This window comes from Halodesulfovibrio oceani subsp. galateae (assembly GCF_055397225.1).
This window is the reverse complement of record NZ_AP042453.1, coordinates 3,598,647-3,622,471: the sequence shown is the minus strand read 5'-3', so window position 1 is coordinate 3,622,471 and position 23,825 is coordinate 3,598,647. Positions and strand designations below refer to the sequence as shown.

The window sequence follows — 23,825 nt, the reverse complement described above, 5'->3', positions numbered from 1 at the left end:
GTTTATGTAGCCTCGCGGCTTACGCCTCACTACCTTTCACAAAATAGAGAAGGGCTGCCCTAATTATTTAGGACAGCCCTTCTTTTGTTATTCAAGTAAGTGGCATTAAGCCGCGTGAGAAATTCAGCAACGAGCTTTTTTCGCATAATAAAAGTCTTTGGAGATTCCTAAGAACCTTTCTACAGAAAGGTTCTTAGGCCGCCGGAGGCAAAAAAAACAACTCTCCCACTCTACTACTTCTCAACAATCGGATGATGCGCAGAATCGTACATGCTCATTTCCATTGTGTGACACACACAATTGTCCTCGGCACCGAGCGGCGCTGCGAACTTTTGGTACTGCATTGGCGCGATGTTGTTTCGCGACTCGCCGTATCCGTTGTCTGCTGGATAGAGAGCGTGCGCTGTGCCGTGGCATGCTTGGCACATAACGGCTTCCAGATCGTCTTTTCTGTTTTTGAAAAGACTTTGCGCGTCCTCTGTCCATTGGTTGGCGGCTGATGCATCGCTGTCCGGTGACTCAAAGAATGTATGGCATGCGCTGCAATCGGGCTGATTTTGCCATGCTTCGCGTGGCTGTACTTCATCGAGGGTCGCTGATGCTCGCGGAATAAGATTCGCCATGAGCAGCTTTGCCCGAGGCTTGCCTTTTTGATCTTCTGCTTTGAGTAACCCTAGCGCATGATCTTCGATTGTTCCGTGGCAGTTTGTGCAGGTAATATCTCGATCCACGTGTAACCCGCGCATGCCCTGCGTATCGGTATTGTGTGCGGCTGGATGACAGCTCTCGCATGTAATATCGTCACGCTCTGCGAGGTAGTTTGCGTGCCAACCGTGGATGGCTGCTGAGAACCCGAGAATCTGTTTTTTACCGGCATCGCCTGTGCGGGTGGACTCGTGACAAGATTGACACTTAGGCGGCGTGCCTCGTTCACTTTTTTCTGCGAGGCTGGTTCCATTAATTTTGTCATGCGCTGCAAGAATGTTGTCCGCAGTTTTATTGGAAATCCCTGCGGTATCAGCTACGCGCCACGCTCCATCGTGGCAATTACGACAACCCCATTCTGTTGAGATAGGCACGGCGACCTTGGTAACGGCAAGAAGTTTGCCATCTGAAGTCCGCGCTTCCACTGTTAGCAACGGATATGGGTTCACGGTTCCATCATTTGAGTACGGGAATATTGGCAGAGAACAGGCGACAAATGCTCTGTTTTCCTCATCGACCTTAAAGGTGCCTATGAGATTGGTTTCGCAGGTTCCTGTGTCCGGCGGTAAATCCTTTCCTGTAAGCTCCTTGGCGTACTTCCAGAATGTTACGTGCTCGGATGGCGTAGAAAAGTCTTTCTCGATTCTGTACGTCAGGGTCACGTCTTCAGTTACTATTTCCGGAATGTCGTCACGCAGGAACAATTGCGCACGAATGGTTGAACCGGGTATCTGCATGGTAAATTTAGAATAGTTGTCGGATATGGTGTTCATACCCTCTGTTGCCCATGCTATAAGAACATACTCTGCGTCCTCTGGATTAAATGCAGGTAAGGCAACATCTTCTTCATGCGGCAGTTTGGCCGGTGCTTCTTCAAGAGGTTTGTCCAGAATAAAGGCAATGTATGCAGAAACAGCCTTTCTCTCGGCGTCGTTACCGAGAAACGGAGGCATAAATTCACGCAACTTACCTTGCCCGTTAAACTGAGCAATTAAACCTTCGCGTGTTAGCCCTGCTGCACCTGTTTCTGTCGCAAGCATTGGCCCATTTAGGCTATGACAACTCATACACTGAACTCTGTAGAGCTCTTCACCAGCTTTAAGTAAATTTTCGTCGGTTATTTCTTTGGTATCAATCCATTTTGCATAAGCCAGCATGCCGTTTTCACGAATTTCATCCGTCAGATCAACATGCACAGAGTTTGACCACATGTACCCGTGAATAATGTACGGGCGACGCCCTGCTTCACGAATCCACTCAAAGGTACCAATTTGCCCGATACCGATAACAAGAAGCACAGCGAGAAGCGCAGGACGCACAGACTGCGGTGTTATGTAGGCAAAGGTAAGAACTCCGGCGAGCAGCACGGCTGAGAGCGGCAAGAAGACTTTTACCAACTGCGGAGTCTGTGCAGATTTAGTTAGAATCATGGTGAATTGTGCTTCTGGAAGCGCCATTATGTACCAGACAGCACTCGCGCAGAGGAGTGCGAACGGAAATGCTACAAACCGGACGGCATAGCGAATCATCTGTTCGCGTATTTCTTCATCTTTAAGACGATACGCAGTCACCAAGGCAAAAAGCCCTGCAAGCATAAGGCAGATAGCGAAACGCAATGAAAGAGAAGGCCAGAATGTTGGATTCCAAAAGCCATCCCAGAACGATTGTGTTTCGAGCCATTTCCCCGGAGTGAGCATCATTGTGATGATGCCGTTGACTACAAACAAAGAAAGAAATGCGAACAGCGCGTAAAACCAACCAATAATCTGATGATCCCGGCGGGACATTTTGCCAAAACGATAATGGTAGATAAGCAGCGAAACGACTTCACAAAGGAAGAAAACCCACTCTGTTGCCCAGCCGAAACCGAATCTATGCACCAGCACAGATGTTGCGGCAGGCGAAAGCAGTCCAATGGTGAACCATATCCCCACACCGGTCATGCCACCTGCTACCATTGTGAGCAGAAGGAAAAATTTTGTATGACGTTTAACGTACTCGACAATCTTCGGGTTATTTTCCGCATACCCTTTGCGCTCTGTCAGTACGAGGAAAAAACCGCCGCCAACAGCGAAATGCGCAATGAAAACGTGAAAAACTGCCATGCAGGCGATCATAAAGCCGCCTGAAAAAGATGGGAGCCACCAGACTGGATATTCCATACTATGCTTCCTCGTTGCTACGCATTGCAAGTTTGATCATGTACGCAATGGCAACAAGCCCGAACGTAAGAGAGATGATGAACATCAGGAAGGGAGAATACTCAGCCTGAACAGGAAGAGCCGCTATTCCACCGTATGGATCAAGCATGGCTTTGCGGATAAGAGCCCTCAAGCCTGCCATCACCAGCACGGTGAATACAAGTGTTGTGATGGTTCCATACAAGTTTCGGGCAGCAGCCTGAAATAGTAGCATGGCAACAAAGGACAGCCCTATGAGCAGGGAGCCTGTATAAAATTCAGACCCGCCGGAAAAGAGCGCATGTACGTGCTCAGGCAGGGCAAAATACAAAGTTACACCGACGAGTATCTGTACCAGAGAAGCAAAAAGGAAAATATTCAGCCCTAACCGTTCTTCTTGAACAGCCAGTTCTGGAGATTCTTGTGCAATTTTATAACGAGCAACCAAGGCTAGCACCAGTCCGCCCACGGCAATAGAAGCAACCACAACATGCAGATACCGCAATCCCATAGTCGGATCATCAAAATTAAGGATCGTGCCGCCGGGAGATGCGAAATACGCTGACCACACGTCGGGACGGAGCATGAGCGTCATATTATTTGACATCACAAGCCCAATACACAGCATGGCAGCACTGCTTAGAAAAATAGATAAGGAAAATTTAGAATGTCCGCCGTACCGTCCGGCAAAAACATAGAGTGCATAATACGCGATGATCGCCAAGAAAACGACGCTTAGCCAGTACACAGCCATCAAAATAGAGCTTGTGTACATGTATTGACCGTACAGCATCTGAATAAATAAGAGAGGAGCGACTCCTAAGTTCACAGCAAGCGCAAAAAGCGAAGGCAATACTTTGGAGACTCTTTTGATAGAAAGGCTGTTTTTGCCTACAACGCTACGTACTGAGCAGACAATAGCTCCACCAAGAACTGTATTCACGAGAAGAATGTGCAAAGCGAAAGTAATAATCAGAAGTCCTTCCAACCAGCCAGCAGCAATTGGGATGGCATCTGGAGCAGGAATGAGAGCAGCAGCTTGCATTAAATCTCCTTACAAAATGCGCTACAGGAACATTGTAAACTGTTTCATGCAGCTTTATTTGTTTTTTCTCTTTTTTGTTCTCTTGTTTTATTCTATCAAAGGGGGTACGTGCCGCTACAGCACAAGTCGTTGGCGCAGTAGAGTGCATGGCAAGACCATGTATAAACAGCAATGCGGTGGCCTGAAAACCACACAGCACTTTTGCCAACAAAACACCGCATGGCTCTTTATTCCGTGTGTGTGTTTTGCGCGGTTTCTAATAATATGTAGATACCACACTGTATACTACTATGTATTGTCTGTATTCGGATGAAATCCGAATACAAAATGCCGGTAGCGAGTCTGTTATAAATGGCAAAAATATTTTATATTTTGCCCAATAGATGTTCAAAAGCTCTAGATTGCATGCTCAGGCGTTGAGATTCAACCAGAGGAAATATGACTAACACTGTTCTATTATTCGATATTGGTAATACCAATATTAAAATTGGTATTACACAAAGAGAAGATCTCGCTACAACATATGTCTTACCCACAGACCCGCACCAGACTTCGGATTCTATCGGGTTTCGCATTGTAGACGTCCTCTCCCACATGTCTATTTCTCCCGACGAAATTACGGCATGTATTGGTAGTTCCGTTGTACCGGATATGAACCCGATTATCCGCAATGCCGTCAAGCGATACCTTAACCAAAGGCTCTTGCTTGCGCCGGAAGATATTCCAATTCCTTTGGAAAATCGGTACACACGACCTGAACAGGTCGGCGCGGATCGTCTCGTGGGTGCATACGCTGCCCGCAAGCTGTATCCAGATGCCCGCTCTATTGTTTCTGTAGATTTTGGTACTGCAACTACCTTTGACTGCGTGCAGGACAACGCCTATCTTGGCGGCCTGATATGTCCCGGCGTTAAGTCTGCCGCCTCTGCGCTGGCCAGCAATACTGCCAAACTTCCACAGATCAGCCTGGAAGTGCACAGCGACATGCCTGTTTTTGGTCGCAGCACATCCACCAGTATTAATCACGGCTTTATTTTCGGTTTTGCGGCAATGACAGAAGGACTGTGCGAACGTCTTTCACATACGCTTGAAGGCCCTTTGCAGGTTGTTGCAACCGGCGGCTTCGCTAAAGACATTGCACGCGTTACATCATGTTTTGATCACGTCCGTTCCGATCTTCTTATGGAAGGTCTGCGGTTGTTATATTTGGAAAGTGGCATTCGGTAACGAGCCGAGTCACCATCGTTTTTATACTATTTGTCAGAAAAGAACGGCCAAATCGGTCGGACTACAAGGAGTTATAGAATGAGTACTATTGTTTCCGTTTGGGCAAGAGAGATTTTGGATTCCCGCGGCAATCCTACCATCGAAGTTGAAGTTTCCCTCGAATCCGGTCACTCCGGCCGCGCTGCAGTTCCATCCGGCGCATCCACCGGCACCCGTGAAGCGCTTGAACTGCGTGACGGTGACATGAACCGTTACCTCGGCAAAGGTGTTGAAACCGCTGTTAACAACGTAATGGGCGAAATTGCTGAAGGCATTATCGGCCTCGACGCAACCCGTCAGGTTAACATCGACAACATCCTTCTCGAACTCGACGGCACTGAAAACAAAGAACGCCTCGGCGCTAACGCAATGCTCGGTGTTTCTCTCGCAGTTGCACGTGCATCCGCTAGCTTCCTCGGCCAGCCTTTGTACCAGTACCTCGGTGGTATCAACGCTAAAGTGCTTCCAGTACCAATGATGAACATCATCAACGGTGGCGAACATGCACCAAACAACCTTGATATTCAGGAATTCATGATCATGCCGATCGGTGCTCCTACTTTTGCCGAAGCACTCCGCATGGGCGCAGAAGTATTCCACGCACTGAAAAAACTTCTCTCCAACGACGGTCACGTTACTTCCGTTGGTGACGAAGGTGGCTTTGCACCTAACCTCGAAAGCCATGCAGAAGCTTTTGACTACATCATGAAAGCTATCGAAGCTGCTGGCTACGTTCCTGGTAAAGAAATTGCTCTTGCCATCGACGCTGCTGCTTCTGAATTCTACAAAGACGGCAAGTACGTTCTTGCTGGCGAGAACAAAACCCTTACTTCTGAAGAATTGGTTGAATGGCTCGCAGCATTTACTGAAAAATACCCGCTCATCTCCATTGAAGATGGCCTTGCAGAACAGGATTGGGAAGGCTGGAAGCTTCTTACAGATCGTCTTCCTTCCACCCAGATCGTTGGTGACGACATCTTCGTAACCAACCCTGAAATTCTTGCTGAAGGTATCGAAGAAGGTTGCGCTAACTCCATTCTGATTAAACTTAACCAGATTGGTACGCTTACCGAAACCCTCGACACCATCGAAATGGCTAAAGGCGCTGCTTACTCTACAGTTATTTCTCACCGCTCCGGTGAAACTGAAGATAGCTTTATCGCAGACCTCGCTGTGGCAGTTAACGCTGGTCAGATTAAAACCGGCTCCCTCTCCCGCTCCGACCGTCTCGCTAAATACAACCAGCTCCTCCGCATCGAAGAAGACCTCGACGACGATGGCATCTTCTTCGGTCCATTCATGGCAGCTCACTTCGGTCTCAGCGACTAATCCTCGCTCCGAACAGCACAGCATCAAAGCCGGAACGCACTGCGTTCCGGCTTTTTTTTATTCTTAATTTGAATAAGTCTTCGATGAGCCTCCGGCAGGTCTGCGACGCTTTTAAGCAGCTGTTTTTTTGCCTCCGGCGGCTGGGGGAAACCCTTTTGGAAAAGGGTTCTCCCCCAGACCCCTTTCCTAAAACTTTTATTATGCGATGCGTACTCGTTTATTACGTTCTCACGCGGCTTAATTGCCACTTACTCGAATCACTAAGGGGAGATTTTTCTAGTAAGTTAGAACTATGCTCGTACATCGTTCAAGTCAGTGGGATTAAGCCGCGTGAAAACTTTATTCATAAAATGACCATCGCAACAAAATCGCGGTCAAGGGGGCGTCCCCCTTGCGGGTGCAGGGCAGCGCCCTTGCCCGTCGGAGACCCCTCGGAGAGCCGCCGGAGGCACATCGAAAACCCGCTGGAGACTCATCGAAGACCTGTCAGAGACAAAAAAAGCTTCAACCCCACCAGCGGCAAATATCAAATAACCCAGTCTGCAACCGTGCTACACTCACTTGCAATTGAATATAAGCAGGAGAGATCATGCGTAAAAAAGTAGTTGATGGTGTTTCATGGGTTGGCAAAATTGACTGGGAAATCCGGACTGCGCACGGGAAGGAATATTCCACGCATAAGGGCACATCATATAATGCGTATCTCATTGAAGATGAGAAGACCGCGTTAGTGGATACAGTGTGGGAACCTTATGCTGATGAATTTGTCGCCAACCTCCAGCTGGAGATCGACTTAGACAAGATAGATTACATCATCTGTAATCACGCAGAACCAGACCATAGCGGCGCGTTACCGGCCTTAATGAAACTTATCCCCGACACGCCGATTTATTGCACCAAACAAGCCACTATGTCGCTTCCGGGACACTATCATCAGGACTGGAATTTCCAACCTGTGAGCGCTGGCGACACGCTGAGCCTCGGGAAGAACACCCTTACCTTCCAGCCTATCCCTATGGTGCACTGGCCAGACTCAATGATGACGCACCTTTCCGGTAAGAATATTCTCTTTTCTAACGATGCGTTTGGGCAGCACTACGCGCATGAATTGTTGTTTAACGATTTAGCGGATCAGTGCACCCTGTATGAAGAAGCTATTAAATACTTCGCCAATATCCTCACCCCGTTCAGCCCGATCATAAAAAATCGTATTCTGGACTTTCTCGCTACTGCATTGCCTGTTGAGTTGATTGCAACAAGCCACGGTATCCTGTGGCGGAAAAATCCTGAACAGATCATAGAACAATACCTGCAATGGTGTGACGCGTATCAGGAAGATCAGATAACTATCATCTACGACTCAATGTACAACTCTACAAAAGTAATCGCAGAAACGATTGCTCGCGGAATATTGCAACACAGCCCTGCTACGCAGGTTAAGCTCTTTCATGCTGCCAAGGCGGATAAGAACGACATACTGACAGAAGTTTTTCGCTCTAAAGCTGTTTTGATGGGATCGCCGACATTCAACAAAGGGCCGTTATCAAGCCTGTCTGCGCTTCTGGAAGAATTCCGTGGTCTTAAATTTATGGGTAAAAAAGCGAGTGCATTTACATCGTATGGCTGGAGCGGTGAAGCAGCGAAAGAGATGCTTGCACAGCTTGTGGATGCAGGATTCACGACTACGGACGAAGGATTCCGTGTACATTGGAGAATGGATACTGATGAACGCGCAAACGCACTGCAATTTGGGGTCGATTTTGCTTCTGCAACATTCTAACCGAATCGCATTATAAAAGGATCGGGCAGTATATAATAAATATAAGACAAAAATCAACAAGTAATAAGACACATTGCATTCTGAATGAGCTATATCACATCTAGATTATTCGACGACGTCGGAGGATTGTCATGAAACAATGGATTATTTTTGCTTGCTTCATCTGCTTCCTGTGCCTGTTCACCGCATGTTCAACATTGTTGCAACCTGCTAAAGGTCCTTTGCCTCCGATGACTAGTGCAGCCGAAATCTGGCAATACATTAATATCACTGATCCCTATAAAAAATGGGACCAGTTTGACGATGTAGTCGGCATGAAAGACGCCGCACCACCCCACGGACCTCGAATTCAAATTTATCCAAATAGAATTGCCGAAGAATCAGTTTACCAAGCAGAAGAAGGTTCCATTGTCATAATGGAAAACTTTGATAAAGACGGAAAAACACTCCTTACCATAAACCTCATGCAAAAACGCAAAAACTACGCCCCTTCCGCTGGAAATTGGTTTTGGGTTGAGTATGAGCCGGACGGAACCGTTATTGAGGAAGGTAAAATCAAACGATGTGTAGAATGTCACGTAAGCATGGCGTTTGATGACTATACGTTCATTCACCAATGGTGATAACGCAAACGAACACCTCTCTCCTTCATTCCGTTGAAACTGCTCCATCCCCCCATCGGAGCAGTGCAAACTCCTCGTTTGCTGTGGCGTAGATCGACACAGTAAACAAAAAGGCAGAAGCGTAGATGCATCACTACGCTCCTGCCTTTTTATTTTTCTATCTTGTGCCTGCTAAACGCGGGCAAACTCTGTTCTGCTATTCAGCAGCTTCTTTTTTAATCTCACGCAAACGCAAGCTTAAGTCACGCAGCTGGTTGTTAGAAACAGCAGACGGTGCGTTGGTAAGCATGCAAGTTGCTTTCTGAGTTTTAGGGAAAGCAATAACGTCGCGGATAGACGCTGAGTTGGTCAGAATCATAACGAGACGATCAAGACCAAAAGCGATGCCGCCATGAGGTGGTGCGCCGTACTCAAATGCTTCCATAAGGAAACCGAACTGCTCTTCTGCTTCTTCTTTAGAGAAACCGAGCGCGGAGAACATTTCTTCCTGACGCTGACGGTTATGCATACGAATAGAACCGCCGCCTACTTCGCAGCCGTTAAGTACGAGGTCGTACGCACGTGCTTTTGCGTTAGCAGGGTCTGTTACCATTACGTTCTCTTCGCCATCCTGAGCGGAGGTGAACGGGTGGTGACAAGCTACATAGCGTTTTTCGTCTGCATCGTATTCGAAGAGAGGGAAGTCAGTTACCCACAAGAAGTTGTAGGTGTTCTCTGGAATAAGTTCGAAGCGTTTTGCAACTTCAACACGCAGGTTACCAAGAGCGTTGTTAACCATGTCAGCAGCGCCAGCCTGGAAGAATACGATATCGCCAACTTCAAGACCGAGTTCTTCGGTAAGACCTTTGCGTTCGTCATCGGAAAGGAATTTAGCAATCGGGGACTGCCATTCGCCTTCTTTAATTTTGATCCAAGCAAGACCCTGAGCACCGTAAATTTTTACGAAGTCAGTGTACTGGTCAATTTCCTTACGGGAAAGAACAGCACCACCCGGGATGCGCATTGCTTTAATAAGCTCTGCGGTTGAGAAAAGACGGAAGGTGGAGTCTTTTACAACGTGGCTTACGTTTTTAAGGCGCAGATCAAAACGGGTGTCCGGCTTATCAAGACCGTAATCTTCAATTGCCTGATCGTAAGTCATACGCGGGAATGTGCTTGGAACATCAACATCGAGACATTCTTTAAACACACGCCCAACAAGACCTTCAGCCATGGTCTGAACCTGTACTTCGTCAGCAAAGCTCATTTCGATATCAACCTGTGTAAATTCAGGCTGGCGATCAGCACGAAGATCTTCGTCACGGAAACAACGAACGATTTGGTAGTAACGATCCATGCCCGCAGTCATGAGCAGCTGTTTAAAAATCTGCGGAGACTGTGGAAGCGCGTAAAATTCACCCTGATTCACACGGCTCGGTACGAGGAAGTCACGTGCGCCTTCAGGAGTAGATTTAGTAAGGAACGGAGTTTCCACTTCGAGGAAATCCAGTTCGTCGAGGTAACGGCGGATTGCCTGAGCAGCGCGGTTACGAATGATAAAGTTGTTTGCAAGCTTAGGGCGACGAAGGTCAAGGTAACGGTATTCGAGACGAAGGTTCTCGGATGCGTCTACACGGTCTTCAATCTGAAACGGAGTGGTTTTAGCAGTGTTAAGCAATTTCCAATCAGTTACATAGATTTCAACTTCGCCTGTTACCATGCTGGTGTTGGTCATGCCTTCAGGGCGATGACGAACTTCACCTTTAATAGCAACAACGTATTCAGTACGCAGAATGTGCGCAAGCTTGTGAGCTTCTGCGTTCACGTCCGGACTGAAAACTACCTGAGTAAGACCTCTACGGTCACGGAGGTCGATAAAAATCAGGCCACCATGATCGCGACGGAACTGCACCCAACCCATCAGGCATACTTCAGAGCCGATATTATTGGCATTCAGCTCGCAGCAATTATGGGTGCGAACCCATCCATTAAGAGGCTCTATGTACTGCTGATGGTCCTGCTGAATATCCAGATTTTGATCGCTCATTCTCGTTTCCTTTAAAAATGCATTAAAGACAGCTGCGCTGTCCAAAGGTTAGGGTTCAACACGAATGGTGTTATCAGACTGCGGAAAAAATCGAACGGCACCATTATGTGCCGTCCGTTATTTACTGCATCTGATTATATTAGATATGCTCAATAAGTTCAGATTGAGAAACTGTGATCTGCTCACCGGTTTCCATATCTTTCACTACAACAGTCTTAGCTGCAAGCTCTTCTCCGCCAAGGATAAGGGCTTTGCGAGCACCTTTTTTACCAGCCTGACGCATCTGAGCTTTCATTGATTTAGAAGCAAAGCTTACATCACCTTTCTTGCCTGCCAGACGCAAGGACTGCGCAAGCATAAGGCCGTCTTCAAGGCCATTCTCATCGAGAATAGCAATGTAGAAATCAGGCTGTTCCACTTCTCGTTCGCCAAGCATGAGAGCAAGACGTTCCATACCGCATGCAAAGCCGATACCGGGAACATCTGCGCCACCAAGCTGTTTGATGAGTCCGTCGTAACGGCCACCACCCGCTACAGAGCTCTGGGAGCCGATAGCGTTGGACACAACTTCAAAAGTGGTACGGTTGTAGTAATCAAGACCGCGAACAAGGCGGTCGTTCTGTATAAATGTCACATCAGCGGCACGTAACGTAGAAAGCACTTTGTTGTGGTGCGTACGACAGGTGTCACAGGTGTGTTCAATAATTGTCGGAGCGTTCTCAGTTAATGCCTTACAGGCAGGAACTTTACAGTCGAGTACGCGAAGCGGGTTGGTGTCCATACGACGGCGGCAGTCTTCGCAAAGCTCTTCTTTATTAAGATTCGCAAGGAAGGTGCGCAGCGCTTCGTTGTATTTAGGACGACACTCACGACAACCAAGGGAGTTAACCTCGAGTTCAAGCTCTTTAAGACCGATCTTTGTAAGGAAGGTCATGAGCATGAGGATTACTTCTGCATCCGCATGCGGCTCGTCAGGGCCAAGGCACTCACAGTTGATTTGATGGAACTGGCGCATACGTCCTTTCTGTGGACGTTCGTACCGGAACATTGGACCGAAGGTGAAAAGCTTTGAAATCTGCTCAGATGCGTTCACATTACCTTCAATGTACGCACGCATAACACCGGCGGTAGCTTCCGGACGCATAGTAAGAGAACGACCTTTGCGGTCATCAAAAGTGTACATTTCTTTCTGTACTACGTCTGTATCATCGCCAATGGTTCGTTTGAACAGCTCAGTACGCTCAATAATTGGCGTACGCAGTTCTTTATAGCCAAAGCTACTAAAAACATCGCGTGCAACAGTTTCCATAAAGGTAAAGGTATCGCTCTCCGGAGAGAACATATCCGCAAAACCTTTAATTCTTTTTACTTTACTCATGCCCGTTCCTAAAAAATTGTATTTTTTTCCATGTGCTACAACACAAAACCGTAGCAAACAAGAGGTGCTGTTCGCACAAAAAAAAAGCTGTATCGACAATATTGTGCCGAAACAGCTTTGGGTAGTCTAAAGTTGCCTATTTGTCAAAAGTAGAAGTTGGATTTCTCGCGGCAAGGTTTGTGCGACAAGCATTCAAAATAGCAGGTTTTGCCCTGCGTTTTTCAATCTTGAGAGGGATAGTCATTTTTGTATCATTTTTATCGATACAAATTCCGGAAAGAGCACCAAGCCCGTACGGCATAATTCTGGAGTTAACCCAGCCACACAAAGGAGTTTCTTTCCATGTGGAAACAGGACCGAGCAAAGTAGAACGACGGGTCATTTCACCCATATCAACCAATCCGCGAAGCATTTTATCTACGGCAAAAGGACTCAACCAACGCCTGTGCTTCACACATCCAGAAGCGGAACGATTGCGCAACAAATAATACAATGACCATTTAGAATAAACAGTTACCACAACACCACAGGAAGCAACCCTAAGCGCTTCAGCAAGAACAGCTTCCGGATCATCCACAAATTCCAGTACTGAGCCGACGCCTACGTAATCAAATTGATTATCGTCAAACGGAAGATGTTCAGCCCTGCCCAAAAAGAACTCAGCCCGTCTTCCTAAAAGCTCTTGGGCTTCGGTAAGCATAAGTGGTGAGCAATCCAGACCGGTCACATCAAACCCTGCATGATAAAACATTTCTGTCATCAATCCGGTAGCGCAACCAACCTCAAGAAAGCGACGCCCACGGCGAGGCCATCCGGAAATGAGATCAACAATGAGCCGCATTTTTGACTGCAAAGCCAAAGAGCCTGCGGGAGATTCAACCCACTGCCTATATTCTTCTACAATATTTTCATTAGTCCAAATGGTCATTATTGAGTACCTTTTAACTAAGAACATCATACATATATGTTAGCCATACCTGTACTATACCTACTTCACAGATCTCATAAAAACAATACTCAAGTATTCACTGTACCATTAGTAAGTAACTACATCTGATCGTTATATCAAATATAATAATACTACACTTTTTTACAGTTTTCAGAGCAAAACATAGCACTATGAGCGGCTTGAACTCTCCGTATGGCCAATTGAAGCCCGCAATATGACTACTTTTATGCACTGATTAAAACCAACATAAAGCAAAAACACACCATACAACATTTTTTTACTACTACGTGTAACCGAAACATATCGTTCCCTTGAACATGTGACTAGATAAAGATAATAGGAGGAGTTACACACCGTCGTTGCAGAATTTCTTGCATATTTTATAGTTCAACATTATGACAGCATTTAGAAAATAAAAAGATATTAGGTAGATGTGTTGCGACAAGCGCAAAGAATGATATAGACCCCCAACTATTTCAGGTAAGGAAGACTATATGAAAGGACGAAGCGTAGCCAGCAGTGAAACATTTATGACACACCGCGCACTACCGGGTGACACCAATGCCGCGGGTAATGTTCACGGCGGTGTAATCCTTAAGCATATTGATTTGGCGGGTGCTGTATGCGCCATGCGCCATGCCAGAGGATGCTCTGTTGTCACAGCTTCGATTGATCGTATGGAATTTAAGGCGCCCGTCCACGTTGGTGAGCTTATGATGCTCAAATCCAGCCTTAACTTTGTAGGCTCAAAGTCTATGGAGGTTGGTGTGCGTGTCGAGTCTGAAGACTTGTTTACTGGAAAAATCAGGCACGTGGCTTCTGCGTATCTTACCTTTGTTGCCATGAATGCAGAGAAAAAGGCTACTACCATTCCGCCGCTTGTGGTTGAGTCGCACACACAAGAACGAAGGCTACAAGAAGCACGGTTACGCCGCGCAGCCCGGCAAGCCGAACGCCAGCGAGAACAGCAAACTCAGGAAGAAATGGAACAAAGCTCCGTTTACAGCCCTGAAGAGCTATATTAAATTTTCGAATACAATTTACGGAAGATTACATTGCCTGCGCAATTTTCCGACATCTCAATAAAAATTCACACATTGTTAGCAAGACAAAATCGCCGTCTTGTTAAGGGGGCTTTGGGTTATATAAGCTACGCTATTTTGTGCATCTGTACCCAGATTCAGCAGACCCCTACCCTGCAGAACATGAAAATGCACAAAATACAGAATCCCCCTTCTATCGCTTATTACCCATTGCCCCCAATTATTTCTAATCGACTGGCATCCTTCTTTCTTTACCATTTATATTTTTTCTCATTTATTTAAAAAGGTAATTTGGTTGCTCATTAGATGACACCATTCGGCAATCATTACGAGAAAAATTCACAGACAATGTAACAAAGAAACATTACTTGCAGCTTACAGCTAACTTACTTAATTTACCGTTAAGATAGCATAAAACAGCGAGCATAAAAAAACGAACAAATGAGTTAACCTCATTGTTCGTTTTTTTGTAATCAATGCACAGAAAAAGGGTAGATGATTCCTCATCTACCCCGCGGAATGTGCACTAATTGTGAGTCTGGCAAGCGTCACATACACCATCAAACTCAATGTATGCTGCATGAATAGTAAAACCGGGAGCAATAGCACCCTCAGCAGAAGCGATGTACTCTACGTCCATCACGTCGCCTACTTTACCACAAATGCTGCAACGAACATGAGCATGAGGATTTGTATTACCGTCAAACCGTTTCTGTGATCCTGCGTGTTCGAGCTTGAGAATATCTCCGCTCTCCGCAAGCACATCAAGGTTACGATACACTGTGCCCAGACTAATGCGCGGCAACCGCTGTCTGACCATGTCGTACACTTCATCTGCTGTTGGATGGGTAATAACCTTGCAGAGCTCTTCTAAAATAACTTTGCGCTGCTTGGTCATACGTGTCTGTACAGCCATATGTGCACCCCCTGTTAATAGTAATAGTTTTTACTATCGACTTATCAATATTATGTCAACATCCATTGCTGTATTATTTACAATGGCGATATATAAAGAAAAAGCCCTTGCATCGCTGCAAGGGCTTTAACTCTTTGTCCTGTGTCCAGTACAATTAATCGGCCTGAAACACACCACTCTTGCCTCCGGCCTTGTAAACAAGACGGCAATCGCGGATGATAATATCTTTTTGCACAGCTTTGCACATGTCATAAATTGTCATGGCAGCTGTCTGCGCAGCCATAAGAGCTTCCATCTCTACACCAGTCTGAGACGTGGTGCGGGCTTCAGCTTCAATTTTAATGGCATTGTGTGCTTCGTCGATTTCAAAACGTACGTCAACGTAGCTCAAAAAAAGCGGATGGCACAAAGGAATTAATTCCCAAGTGCGTTTGGCAGCCTGAATACCGGCAACCTTAGCAGTTGTGAGCACATCGCCTTTTGGCAACGCCTCACGAAGAAGTAAATCAAGGGTCGCAGAAGAGACTTCAACCACAGTCCGGACAATTGCGGTCCGGCGGGTGTCGTCTTTATCGCCAACATCCACCATAGTGATGGAACCGTCTGAGTCCATGTGGGAAAAACTCTTCTCGTCCATTAATCAACTCCCATTGCTTTTCCGGCTTTTTTGAACATTTTTTTAACTTTGGAGAATGGCTTTTCTTCTTCAAGATCAGCGAACTCCTGAAGCAGTTCTTCCTGACGTTTAGAGAGCTTAGTAGGGGTTCTTACGATGACTTCCACCATCAAATCACCCTGAGGTGCGCCGTAACCGAGGTTTGGCAAGCCATACCCCTTCATGCGGAACACTTCACCACTCTGGGTTCCTTTCGGAATATCCATAGTGATCGGCTCGTCCAATGTAGGTATTTCTACCTTGTCGCCAAGTGCAGCCTGAACAAAAGTAATTTCTCTGCTGAGAATCAGGTGCTGGCCCTGACGCTCAAAAGTTTTATCTTCTTCAACGGTGAGAACAACGTACAGGTCACCCGGAGGGCCACCGTGAACGCCCGGTTCACCTTCTGCACGTAAGCGCAGACGGTTACCAGTATCAACACCAGCAGGAACTTTTACCTGAAGTTCTTTTGTTTCCTTAACAATTCCGACGCCACGACATTTAGGACAAGGATTAGGAATAATCTGTCCTGAGCCGCTACATACCGGACATGGTCGGGAAATAGAGAAAGGTCCCTGACTCTGGCGAACCTGACCGGAACCGTGACAGTGACTACATGTTTCTACGGAAGACCCCGGTGCTGCACCGGTACCGTCACACTCGTCACAAAAAACGTTTTTAGGAATCTTCAGCGTTACTTCATCACCATGTGCAGCCTGACGGAACGAAACAGTCAGGTTGTAACGCAAGTCTGCTCCAGCCTGAGCACGAGGACCGCGAGAGCCGCCACCCATGTTGAAGCCGAAGAAGTCACCAAAGATATCTCCGAAAGAACCGAAGATGTCTTCTGCGTTATTGAAGCCGCCAAAACCGTTGCCATCAACGCCAGCATGACCAAATTGGTCATAACGGCCGCGCTTTTCGTCGTCATGCAGAACTTCGTAAGCCTGAGAGGCTTCTTTAAATTTCTGTTCAGCTTCTGGATTGTCCGGATTTCTATCAGGATGAAATTCCATAGCTTTTTTACGATAAGCACGTTTGATTTCGTCTGCAGAGGATGATCGGGAAACCCCGAGAACCTCGTAATAATCTCTCTGGCTCATAGGAACTATTCAGCGTCGTCCTGTTCGTAACCAATCTTCATGTCAATACCGGTTGCAAGCACTTTACCTGCAGCGATTTCACGAAGAGCAGTTACAACTTCTTTGTTCTTGCTATCAACGAGAGGCTCGTAGCCTTCACGGAACTGATGGACACGTTTAATTGCCATCTGAACAAGAAGAAAACGGTTATCTACACGTTCCTGACAGTCTTCTACTGTAATGCGGGCCATTGAGGACTCCTTATGTATGAATGCGGCTACGCCGTTTTTTCAACAAAAATGTTACTGATTAAAAGGAAGACGTGCCCGCAGGTCGCGCAACAACTGGCTCGACACTGGGTACCACACGCTTTCCCTTTGCAACCGTACCCAGCAAACTCCTTCTGGAAGTTCGGGGTCGGTATAGAAATACAATTCTACAAGCGGAACGCCTTCCGCTGCATAAATATTCCAACTCAGTGACAACAGTGCACTCTCCGGTCTGTTACGAACCGGCAAGCTTTGATACTGCATCTCTCCAAGTCGCCAAATAAACAAATCCATCCCTGTAAGTTCCTGGTTAGTCAGGTCATCAACCCAGCCTTCCGTCGTCTTCGTGATGGTAATATTTCGTACTTGTTTGCCATCGATTCGGCCAAGCTTCTGCTTAACCGCCTCGCCGACATTTACGTCAAAAATAGGCTTTTCCTGCAAGGCAAAGGCAGTAACTTTCAACTGTGCTACCAGTTCCGGTGAAAGTTCTACAGGATCAGGCTGACGGCTGTCCTTTGCTTTGTACACTCCTTTTTCCATATCACGCTTAAAAATAACGAGCGTGGTAGGGTCGGAGTCACCTTCTTGCCATACAGAAATAGAAAAATCGGCCACAGCTCCCAGCAGCGCCCCAGCAGATTCGCAGGAAGCACCGCCATTTACGAGCGTATGAATAAACAGCTCTGCTGAATTCTGATTTACCGCATGCTTCACAAGAGCTTCAGGATACGAAAAGGTAAATCCATCATCAGAACGGTCAATTTCCCACGTTCCTGTGCTTTCGCCCTGCATCCGGATTTTAGTAATCTGGCTTGAAGGAACAGCAATCAGTCGGGAATCAATAAAAGTAGCAACAGGCTGGTCGAGCAAAGTAACAACTTCCGGAGTTATCATGCAGACCTGACCGTTCCCTTTACGGGCATAAAAGACTTCGCCACTAACAGCCGCGCGTCCAACCCCGAGATGCCAAAGTTCTTTTCCGGATAAAGTAATCCGAATTTTCGGGTTGTCCAGACGGTAATCGAGGATCTTTTTAGGCTCTACCTCAGCACAATTTTGTGGAGGCATTTCACGTAGTTTCGTGAATAAATTTTCGATAACATCTTGTCGGGCAAGACATTTTTTTTCATTAAACAAAACAAACCAGCGTCCTTTTTCCCGTATAAAAGAAAAATGGCCGCTGTTATTTATTAGATCAATCTTCTCTACAACCTTAGAGGGTTGTGTAAACCAAGAAGCATTGCTCACGCGCGACGAATTAGTGCGCTGATATTCTTGTACTCCTGCTACGACTCCGGCAGAAAGGAGGAGCAGAGCAATTGCTACTAGTAGTGTTCTTTTCATAACCAACCGGTCAACGGTGTAATTAATGATAACGTTTGACGCCATCGCCATCATCAGAAAAATAAGCTTGTCTGCGTTTGCAGGGGCATCCTGCTGAACTTAGCAATAAAAAAAACGCAGACCATCCGGCAAGCTTTGCAGTATACTTCGCAGTATAATGTCTGTCAATATATCATCGCATCTTTTACTCATTCAAGATACTTGCCCGCCATTACAGCTCCTTTTAATTATTACGCCAACTATCCGACAGTTACACGCAAATCGTGCTTGCACGATACTGCGCCGCCCTGTTAATGCCTCTACAACCCTATACGCTCCGTTAACATGATTACCGGACAAAAACGGGAACAATATAGATAGAACAGATCAGCTTGCACAACTCGGCGCTTGTATTTTTGCATCTGCACAATGCAAAAAAAGAAAACAGCGTGTCGAAAGCATGATCGGGAGCACCCATGGCAAAAGAAAAATTAAGCTACATTCAAAAGCAATGCATAGGCAACGCAGGCAAGCTTATGCAGCAGACAGAAATGATTCACCCCGGCGCACGCATCGGCGTCGCCATGTCCGGCGGCATGGACAGCTGGGTGCTGATGAGAACACTCCTCTATCGCCAGAAGATTGTTCCGTTCACATTCGAAATGATGGCACTGCACGTTAACCCCGGTTTCGACAACACAAGCCACGCACCACTTGCTCCATGGCTTGTCGAACACGGCATTCCGTACCACATTGAGACCACCACCGACGGACCGGATGCACATTCCGAGGTCAACCGTAACAATTCTCCGTGCTTTTACTGCGCCATGAAGCGCCGCACACGTCTGTTTGAACTGTGCAAACAGTACAATCTTACCCACCTTGCCTTCGGGCACAACGCCGACGACCTCGTCGGAACATTCCTGATGAACCTGTACGAAGCAGGCAATGTTCGAGGCATGTCCATTAAAGAAGATTTCTTTGGCGGCGAGCTGACTATTATACGACCTTTATTGATGGTTCAAAAAGACGTTATTCGAAAGTGCGTTAAGCAATGGGAACTGCCATTGTGGGACAATCCGTGCCCTTCAGCGTTTGATTCACGCAGAAAAGACGTAATGGACGACTTCTGGGAACTTGCGGGCAAGTATAAGAACCTGAAGCAAAACGTATTTAACGGTCTAACCAGATGGCAACTTGGCTTGACACTAGACTCTAAAGAGAAGTAACCTCGAAAATTATTTTTTCCACCCTAACATCTGAGTATTCGAAAGATAATATGCTGTTCAATCGCTACCACGTTGTTGTCTTCAAAGACAATCAGGGGCATTGCAAAAAGATAAGCCTTCATGGCTGGTTTTTTGCGACTATCCTCGTTCTTATCCTTTCGTTATCCGCAGGGAATATCTACCTGTGGAAATACTACCATCAATCACAGACATTGGTACAAAGCCTAGCAGACTCTGAAAAAACTATTTTCGAGCAAAACAGCCAGATCTTAAGCATGGTGGACAAGCTGCGTATCGTCCAGAAGGACCTACAACGCGTACAGCAGTTTGACACAAAACTGCGTATCATGATCAACCTCGACAAAGATCAGGGCGATACTGCTTCTGCTGTAGGCGGAGCCAAAACAAAAGATTTTGCTGACAACTACCTGCCGATACACAGGCAGGAACTTCTGGCTCGTAAAATTCACAGCTTCTTGAAGGATCTCAACACAGAGGTTCGACTGGAAGAAGTAAGCCAGCAGGAATTGATTCAAACATTCCGCAAAAACCAACGACTGCTTGCCGCAACACCGTCTATCTGGCCTACAGAAGGCTGGGTGGCGTCACCGTTCGGACCAAGGCGGTCTCCGTTTACCGGCCGTAAAGATTTCCATAAAGGAATCGACATCGCCAACCGCATCGGTACTCCGATCTATTCCACTGCGAATGGTCGCATCTCTTTCACCGGTTCTGGCGGCGGCTACGGTATCAACCTCATGATCAACCACGGTTCAGGTGTCATCACACGATACGCACACATGAAACGCTATGTGGTTAAGAAAGGTCAAAAGGTTAAACGCGGTGAACTCGTTGGCTACATGGGCAACACCGGTCGCTCAACAGGCCCTCACCTTCACTATGAAGTGAAGCTGAACGGCGTAGCTTTGAATCCGAAAAAGTTTATCCTGAATTAAAATGTGACGACAAAAGGGGTACTAGAAATAGTACCCTTTTTTTATGTTCTTTTTTTGTTTTCAACGAGGCATCGGGTGTTTCATTTTATCGTTTTGTCTTCGACGAGCTATCCAGAGCTGACACTTTATTTTTATGTCTTCGACGAGCCTCCGGCGGCTTAAGAACCCTGTTACACTGTCGCTATCTGTAATCTCTCATTCTTCGAGAACAGCTACCGCTTTGGAAAAGGGCTTCTTAAGAATCTCCTAAAACTTTTACCTGCGAGGTCAGTCCGTTGTTTATTTAACTCGCGGCTTATGCGCCACCACCTTTCAGTGCCTCAACGAAAATGACGCTACAATTCGTCAACACGCCCGCTCACCAACTTCATTAGCAGTTATGAAAAAAAAGGGCTGTCCTACATATGTAGGACAGCCCTTTTTGCTACTCAAGTCAGTAAATTTAAGCCGCGTGAAGAAATAATCTACGGAACTTCATCGCATAATAAAAAGTTTTGATGGGGGTCTGGGGGAAACTTTTCCGAAAGTTTCAGCCCAGCCGTCGGAGACCCGCCGGAGGCAAAAAACATAGCTAAAGCGCCGAAGGCACCCTGCCAACAATCGCCACCAATGACAAAACAGAAAATTATCGAATAGGCCGTCCGCTGGACTTGGCAGAAAATTTGGCAAGCAGATAAAGCTTGGTTCCGAGCCAATCTATTACGAGCGGTGGCGAGACGAGCGCATTGAGTGAATCCTGACACTCGCTGAACACTTCATCCAGCTTACGTTGACGCCCCATATCGATTTGCGCAAACAGCCGTGCGAGTTCACCGGATTTTCTACCGGTAATGGCATTGGCAAGCTCGTGCTGACAATGAACTAACAGGTGCATTGCAAGCGTGGCATCCAACGCTCCACGTGTGCCTGTCTTGGTCATAAGACCTGTGCCTTCGATCATGAAATTGGCGAGAATACCTGCCCATTCGTGAACTTCGTCCGAAAGGGCTGATGGCGCTTCACCTATAGGCCACGCAAGAGTTACTACCCAACTTCTTGAAACAAGAGTCGGGAGCAGACGCTCTCGCTGTGGAGCGAGAAGAAGAAAACTTGTATTCGGGCGTGGCTCTTCGAGAGATTTCAGTAGCGCATTTGCTGCAGCAATACTCAATGATTGTGCTTCAAAGAGAACGACTACGCGTTTCTTTTCGGCTCGAGGCGGTTCGCCCAGAACGGAGCGGAGTTCGCGAATCCATTCGATTTTGATAGTGCCCGTATTGTTGGGTTCACCGTCGTAACCGATGGAGCCTGCGCGTCCGTCGAAGAAAAATAGATCGCGTGATGATTTAGTAATCATCTGCCTGCATGCACTACACTCCATGCAAGGCGCGGGGGAGTTGACGCAATTGATGCGCGCAGCCCAATAGAGCGCCACGGCTTCACGTTCATCGGTGGTTCCACCTTCGAACAGGATAACTTGTGGCGGGTCTTCTGAGAGCTGCTCAATAAAGCCCCGCACTCTGGCATGACGAGCATCCAGAGACGGGGCTATAATATCATGAGGCTCCAGAGCGGACTGGGTTGATTGGTCTTTTGACGTACCCAAACCGTTACCTCCGGGTAATTAGCGCATGATTGTCTGATCGCGTTCAGGACCAACAGAGATGATGCTTACGCGTACACCTGTGAGGTCTTCAATGCGTTCAATGTACTTCTGACAATTGTCAGGAAGATCTTCCCACTTAGTTGCCTTAGTGATGTCTTCGTCCCAACCTGGTACAGATTCGTACACTGGTGTGCATTCACCAAGAGCGCCCTGCTCCTGAGGAATAACAGTAACACGTTCGCCTTTGTAATCGTATGCGGTACAGATTTTAATTTCTTTCATACCGCTGAGTACGTCAAGCTTAGTGAGTGCAATATCGGTAGGGCCATTCAAACGAGCGGTCTCACCGAGGACTACGAGATCAAGCCAACCACAGCGACGGCGACGACCGGTTGTTGCACCGAATTCGTGGCCTTTTTCCTGCAGGAACTTTCCGTCTTCATCAAAGAGTTCAGTCGGGAATGGACCTGCACCTACGCGTGTAGTGTACGCTTTAACGATTGCAATAATGCGATCAAGACGGGTAGCTGGAATACCAGCACCTGCTGATGCGTTACCTGCAACAGTATTGGAAGAGGTTACGAACGGGTAAGTGCCGTGATCGATGTCAAGGTGGATACCCTGAGCACCTTCGAACATCACGTTCTTACCAGAGTCGAATGCTTCCCAGATTTCACCAGTAACATCGGCGAGATATGGCACGAGACTGTTGCCTGCTGCCACAACTTCTTCGAATACTGCGTCAACGGAAACAGCTTCACGGCCGTAAAGGGCAGTGAACAATGCGTTCTTTTCAATCAATGCTGCTTCGATTTTAGTGCGGAGCAATGCATGATCAGCAAGATCGCCGGCACGGATGCCGATACGGGCTGCTTTATCTTCGTAGCATGGACCGATACCACGACCGGTTGTACCGATCTTGTTATCTTCTGATTTATGATCTTCACGAGCACCATCAAGCGCACAATGGTACGGCATGATGAGGTGAGTTTTTTTACTGATTTTCAGGCGTGCTGGACTTACATCAAGTCCTTTAGCACGAAGCCCTTCAATCTCTTTCCAAAACACGCCTGGGTCGAGTACTACACCGTTGCCAATGAGACACTTCTTGCCTTCGTGCAGGATGCCTGAAGGGATGAGATGAAGGATGTATTCCTTATCACCTACGATAACAGTATGACCGGCGTTATTTCCGCCCTGAAAGCGGACGATTACGTCGATGTCGCGGGTAAGGAGGTCAACAATTTTACCTTTGCCTTCGTCTCCCCACTGAGCGCCCATCACGATTACGTTTGACATTAGCCTCTCCTTCTGGAATGAAACTGCTTCTTTGGAACCTTGGCTACCCAAGGAACGCAAAAAATGCATCTTCTCTTAATACACTCTTTGGACACCCGTCAATCGATTCACAGAGAAAATTTCACTAGCGACGCATTAGAATCCTGTTATAATGCGGCTACGATGAAAAAATTTTTAGGTACGG

General features: G+C 46.9%; 19 protein-coding genes. 7 read left to right on the top strand and 12 right to left on the bottom strand.

The genetic code is table 11. The annotated features are described in order from the left end of the window. Positions 1-233 precede the first annotated feature (233 nt). The gene (locus tag ACZ5V1_RS15900; protein WP_464389677.1) at positions 234-2,867 is read right to left on the bottom strand and encodes a cytochrome ubiquinol oxidase subunit I; all 2,634 of its coding nucleotides are present in this window, start codon (positions 2,865-2,867) and stop codon (positions 234-236) included. A 1-nt stretch (position 2,868) separates the two neighbouring features. Further along, a complete protein-coding gene (locus tag ACZ5V1_RS15895; protein ID WP_464389676.1) occupies positions 2,869-3,930 on the bottom strand; it encodes a hypothetical protein in 1,062 nt (353 codons plus the stop codon). Positions 3,931-4,368: 438 nt separating this feature from the next. Here ACZ5V1_RS15895 and ACZ5V1_RS15890 point away from each other — a divergent pair, with 438 nt between their 5' ends. The 4 genes from ACZ5V1_RS15890 to ACZ5V1_RS15875 all read left to right on the top strand — a co-directional run bounded on the left by ACZ5V1_RS15890 (position 4,369) and on the right by ACZ5V1_RS15875 (position 8,928). After that, positions 4,369-5,157: a type III pantothenate kinase gene (locus tag ACZ5V1_RS15890; RefSeq protein WP_464389675.1), complete on the top strand. Its 789-nt coding sequence runs from the start codon at positions 4,369-4,371 to the stop codon at positions 5,155-5,157. A 78-nt stretch (positions 5,158-5,235) separates the two neighbouring features. After that, a complete protein-coding gene (gene eno, locus ACZ5V1_RS15885) occupies positions 5,236-6,525 on the top strand; it encodes a phosphopyruvate hydratase (protein ID WP_464389674.1) in 1,290 nt (429 codons plus the stop codon). 589 nt (positions 6,526-7,114) lie between these two features. After that, entirely contained in the window at positions 7,115-8,305 is a 1,191-nt protein-coding gene (locus tag ACZ5V1_RS15880) for an oxygen-binding di-iron domain-containing protein (protein WP_464389673.1), read from the top strand. Between the two features lie 131 nt (positions 8,306-8,436). Further along, entirely contained in the window at positions 8,437-8,928 is a 492-nt protein-coding gene (locus ACZ5V1_RS15875; RefSeq protein ID WP_464389672.1) for a cytochrome P460 family protein, read from the top strand. 196 nt (positions 8,929-9,124) lie between these two features. Here the strand turns inward: ACZ5V1_RS15875 and aspS are convergent, their stop codons facing one another. From aspS to ACZ5V1_RS15860, 3 genes are all read right to left on the bottom strand, one after another. Next, positions 9,125-10,954: an aspartate--tRNA ligase gene (aspS, locus tag ACZ5V1_RS15870; protein WP_464389671.1), complete on the bottom strand. Its 1,830-nt coding sequence runs from the start codon at positions 10,952-10,954 to the stop codon at positions 9,125-9,127. A gap of 139 nt (positions 10,955-11,093) precedes the next feature. Beyond that, positions 11,094-12,332: a histidine--tRNA ligase gene (hisS, locus tag ACZ5V1_RS15865; RefSeq protein ID WP_464389670.1), complete on the bottom strand. Its 1,239-nt coding sequence runs from the start codon at positions 12,330-12,332 to the stop codon at positions 11,094-11,096. A gap of 136 nt (positions 12,333-12,468) precedes the next feature. Then, a complete protein-coding gene (locus tag ACZ5V1_RS15860) occupies positions 12,469-13,260 on the bottom strand; it encodes a class I SAM-dependent methyltransferase (protein WP_464389669.1) in 792 nt (263 codons plus the stop codon). A 515-nt stretch (positions 13,261-13,775) separates the two neighbouring features. Between ACZ5V1_RS15860 and ACZ5V1_RS15855 the strand changes: the two genes are divergently transcribed. Continuing rightward, positions 13,776-14,306: an acyl-CoA thioesterase gene (locus ACZ5V1_RS15855; protein ID WP_464389668.1), complete on the top strand. Its 531-nt coding sequence runs from the start codon at positions 13,776-13,778 to the stop codon at positions 14,304-14,306. A 544-nt stretch (positions 14,307-14,850) separates the two neighbouring features. Here ACZ5V1_RS15855 and ACZ5V1_RS15850 read toward each other — a convergent pair. The 5 genes from ACZ5V1_RS15850 to ACZ5V1_RS15830 all read right to left on the bottom strand — a co-directional run bounded on the left by ACZ5V1_RS15850 (position 14,851) and on the right by ACZ5V1_RS15830 (position 18,638). Then, the gene (locus ACZ5V1_RS15850; RefSeq protein ID WP_464389667.1) at positions 14,851-15,240 is read right to left on the bottom strand and encodes a Fur family transcriptional regulator; all 390 of its coding nucleotides are present in this window, start codon (positions 15,238-15,240) and stop codon (positions 14,851-14,853) included. 154 nt (positions 15,241-15,394) lie between these two features. Continuing rightward, a complete protein-coding gene (gene moaC / locus ACZ5V1_RS15845; protein WP_373792865.1) occupies positions 15,395-15,877 on the bottom strand; it encodes a cyclic pyranopterin monophosphate synthase MoaC in 483 nt (160 codons plus the stop codon). Then, the gene (gene dnaJ / locus ACZ5V1_RS15840) at positions 15,877-16,998 is read right to left on the bottom strand and encodes a molecular chaperone DnaJ (RefSeq protein WP_464389666.1); all 1,122 of its coding nucleotides are present in this window, start codon (positions 16,996-16,998) and stop codon (positions 15,877-15,879) included. The genes moaC and dnaJ overlap by 1 nt, the downstream gene beginning before the upstream one ends. Before the next feature lie 5 nt (positions 16,999-17,003). Further along, positions 17,004-17,228, bottom strand: coding sequence for a DNA-directed RNA polymerase subunit omega (rpoZ, locus tag ACZ5V1_RS15835; protein ID WP_160713149.1), 225 nt, complete (start codon positions 17,226-17,228; stop codon positions 17,004-17,006). A 51-nt stretch (positions 17,229-17,279) separates the two neighbouring features. After that, on the bottom strand, positions 17,280-18,638 hold the full coding sequence (locus ACZ5V1_RS15830) for a DUF4340 domain-containing protein (protein WP_464389665.1): 1,359 nt from the start codon (positions 18,636-18,638) through the stop codon (positions 17,280-17,282). A gap of 410 nt (positions 18,639-19,048) precedes the next feature. Here ACZ5V1_RS15830 and ACZ5V1_RS15825 point away from each other — a divergent pair, with 410 nt between their 5' ends. Then, positions 19,049-19,801, top strand: a complete 753-nt coding sequence (locus ACZ5V1_RS15825) for a tRNA lysidine(34) synthetase (RefSeq protein WP_464389664.1) — start codon at positions 19,049-19,051, stop codon at positions 19,799-19,801. A gap of 50 nt (positions 19,802-19,851) precedes the next feature. Continuing rightward, positions 19,852-20,757 (top strand): M23 family metallopeptidase, encoded by a 906-nt coding sequence (locus ACZ5V1_RS15820; RefSeq protein WP_464389663.1) that lies wholly within the window; start codon positions 19,852-19,854, stop codon positions 20,755-20,757. A gap of 625 nt (positions 20,758-21,382) precedes the next feature. Here the strand turns inward: ACZ5V1_RS15820 and ACZ5V1_RS15815 are convergent. Together ACZ5V1_RS15815 and ACZ5V1_RS15810 are read right to left on the bottom strand one after the other, a co-directional pair. Continuing rightward, the gene (locus tag ACZ5V1_RS15815) at positions 21,383-22,342 is read right to left on the bottom strand and encodes a DNA polymerase III subunit delta' (RefSeq protein ID WP_464389662.1); all 960 of its coding nucleotides are present in this window, start codon (positions 22,340-22,342) and stop codon (positions 21,383-21,385) included. Positions 22,343-22,360: 18 nt separating this feature from the next. Next, the gene (locus ACZ5V1_RS15810) at positions 22,361-23,641 is read right to left on the bottom strand and encodes an adenylosuccinate synthase (protein ID WP_464389661.1); all 1,281 of its coding nucleotides are present in this window, start codon (positions 23,639-23,641) and stop codon (positions 22,361-22,363) included. Positions 23,642-23,825: the final 184 nt, after the last annotated feature.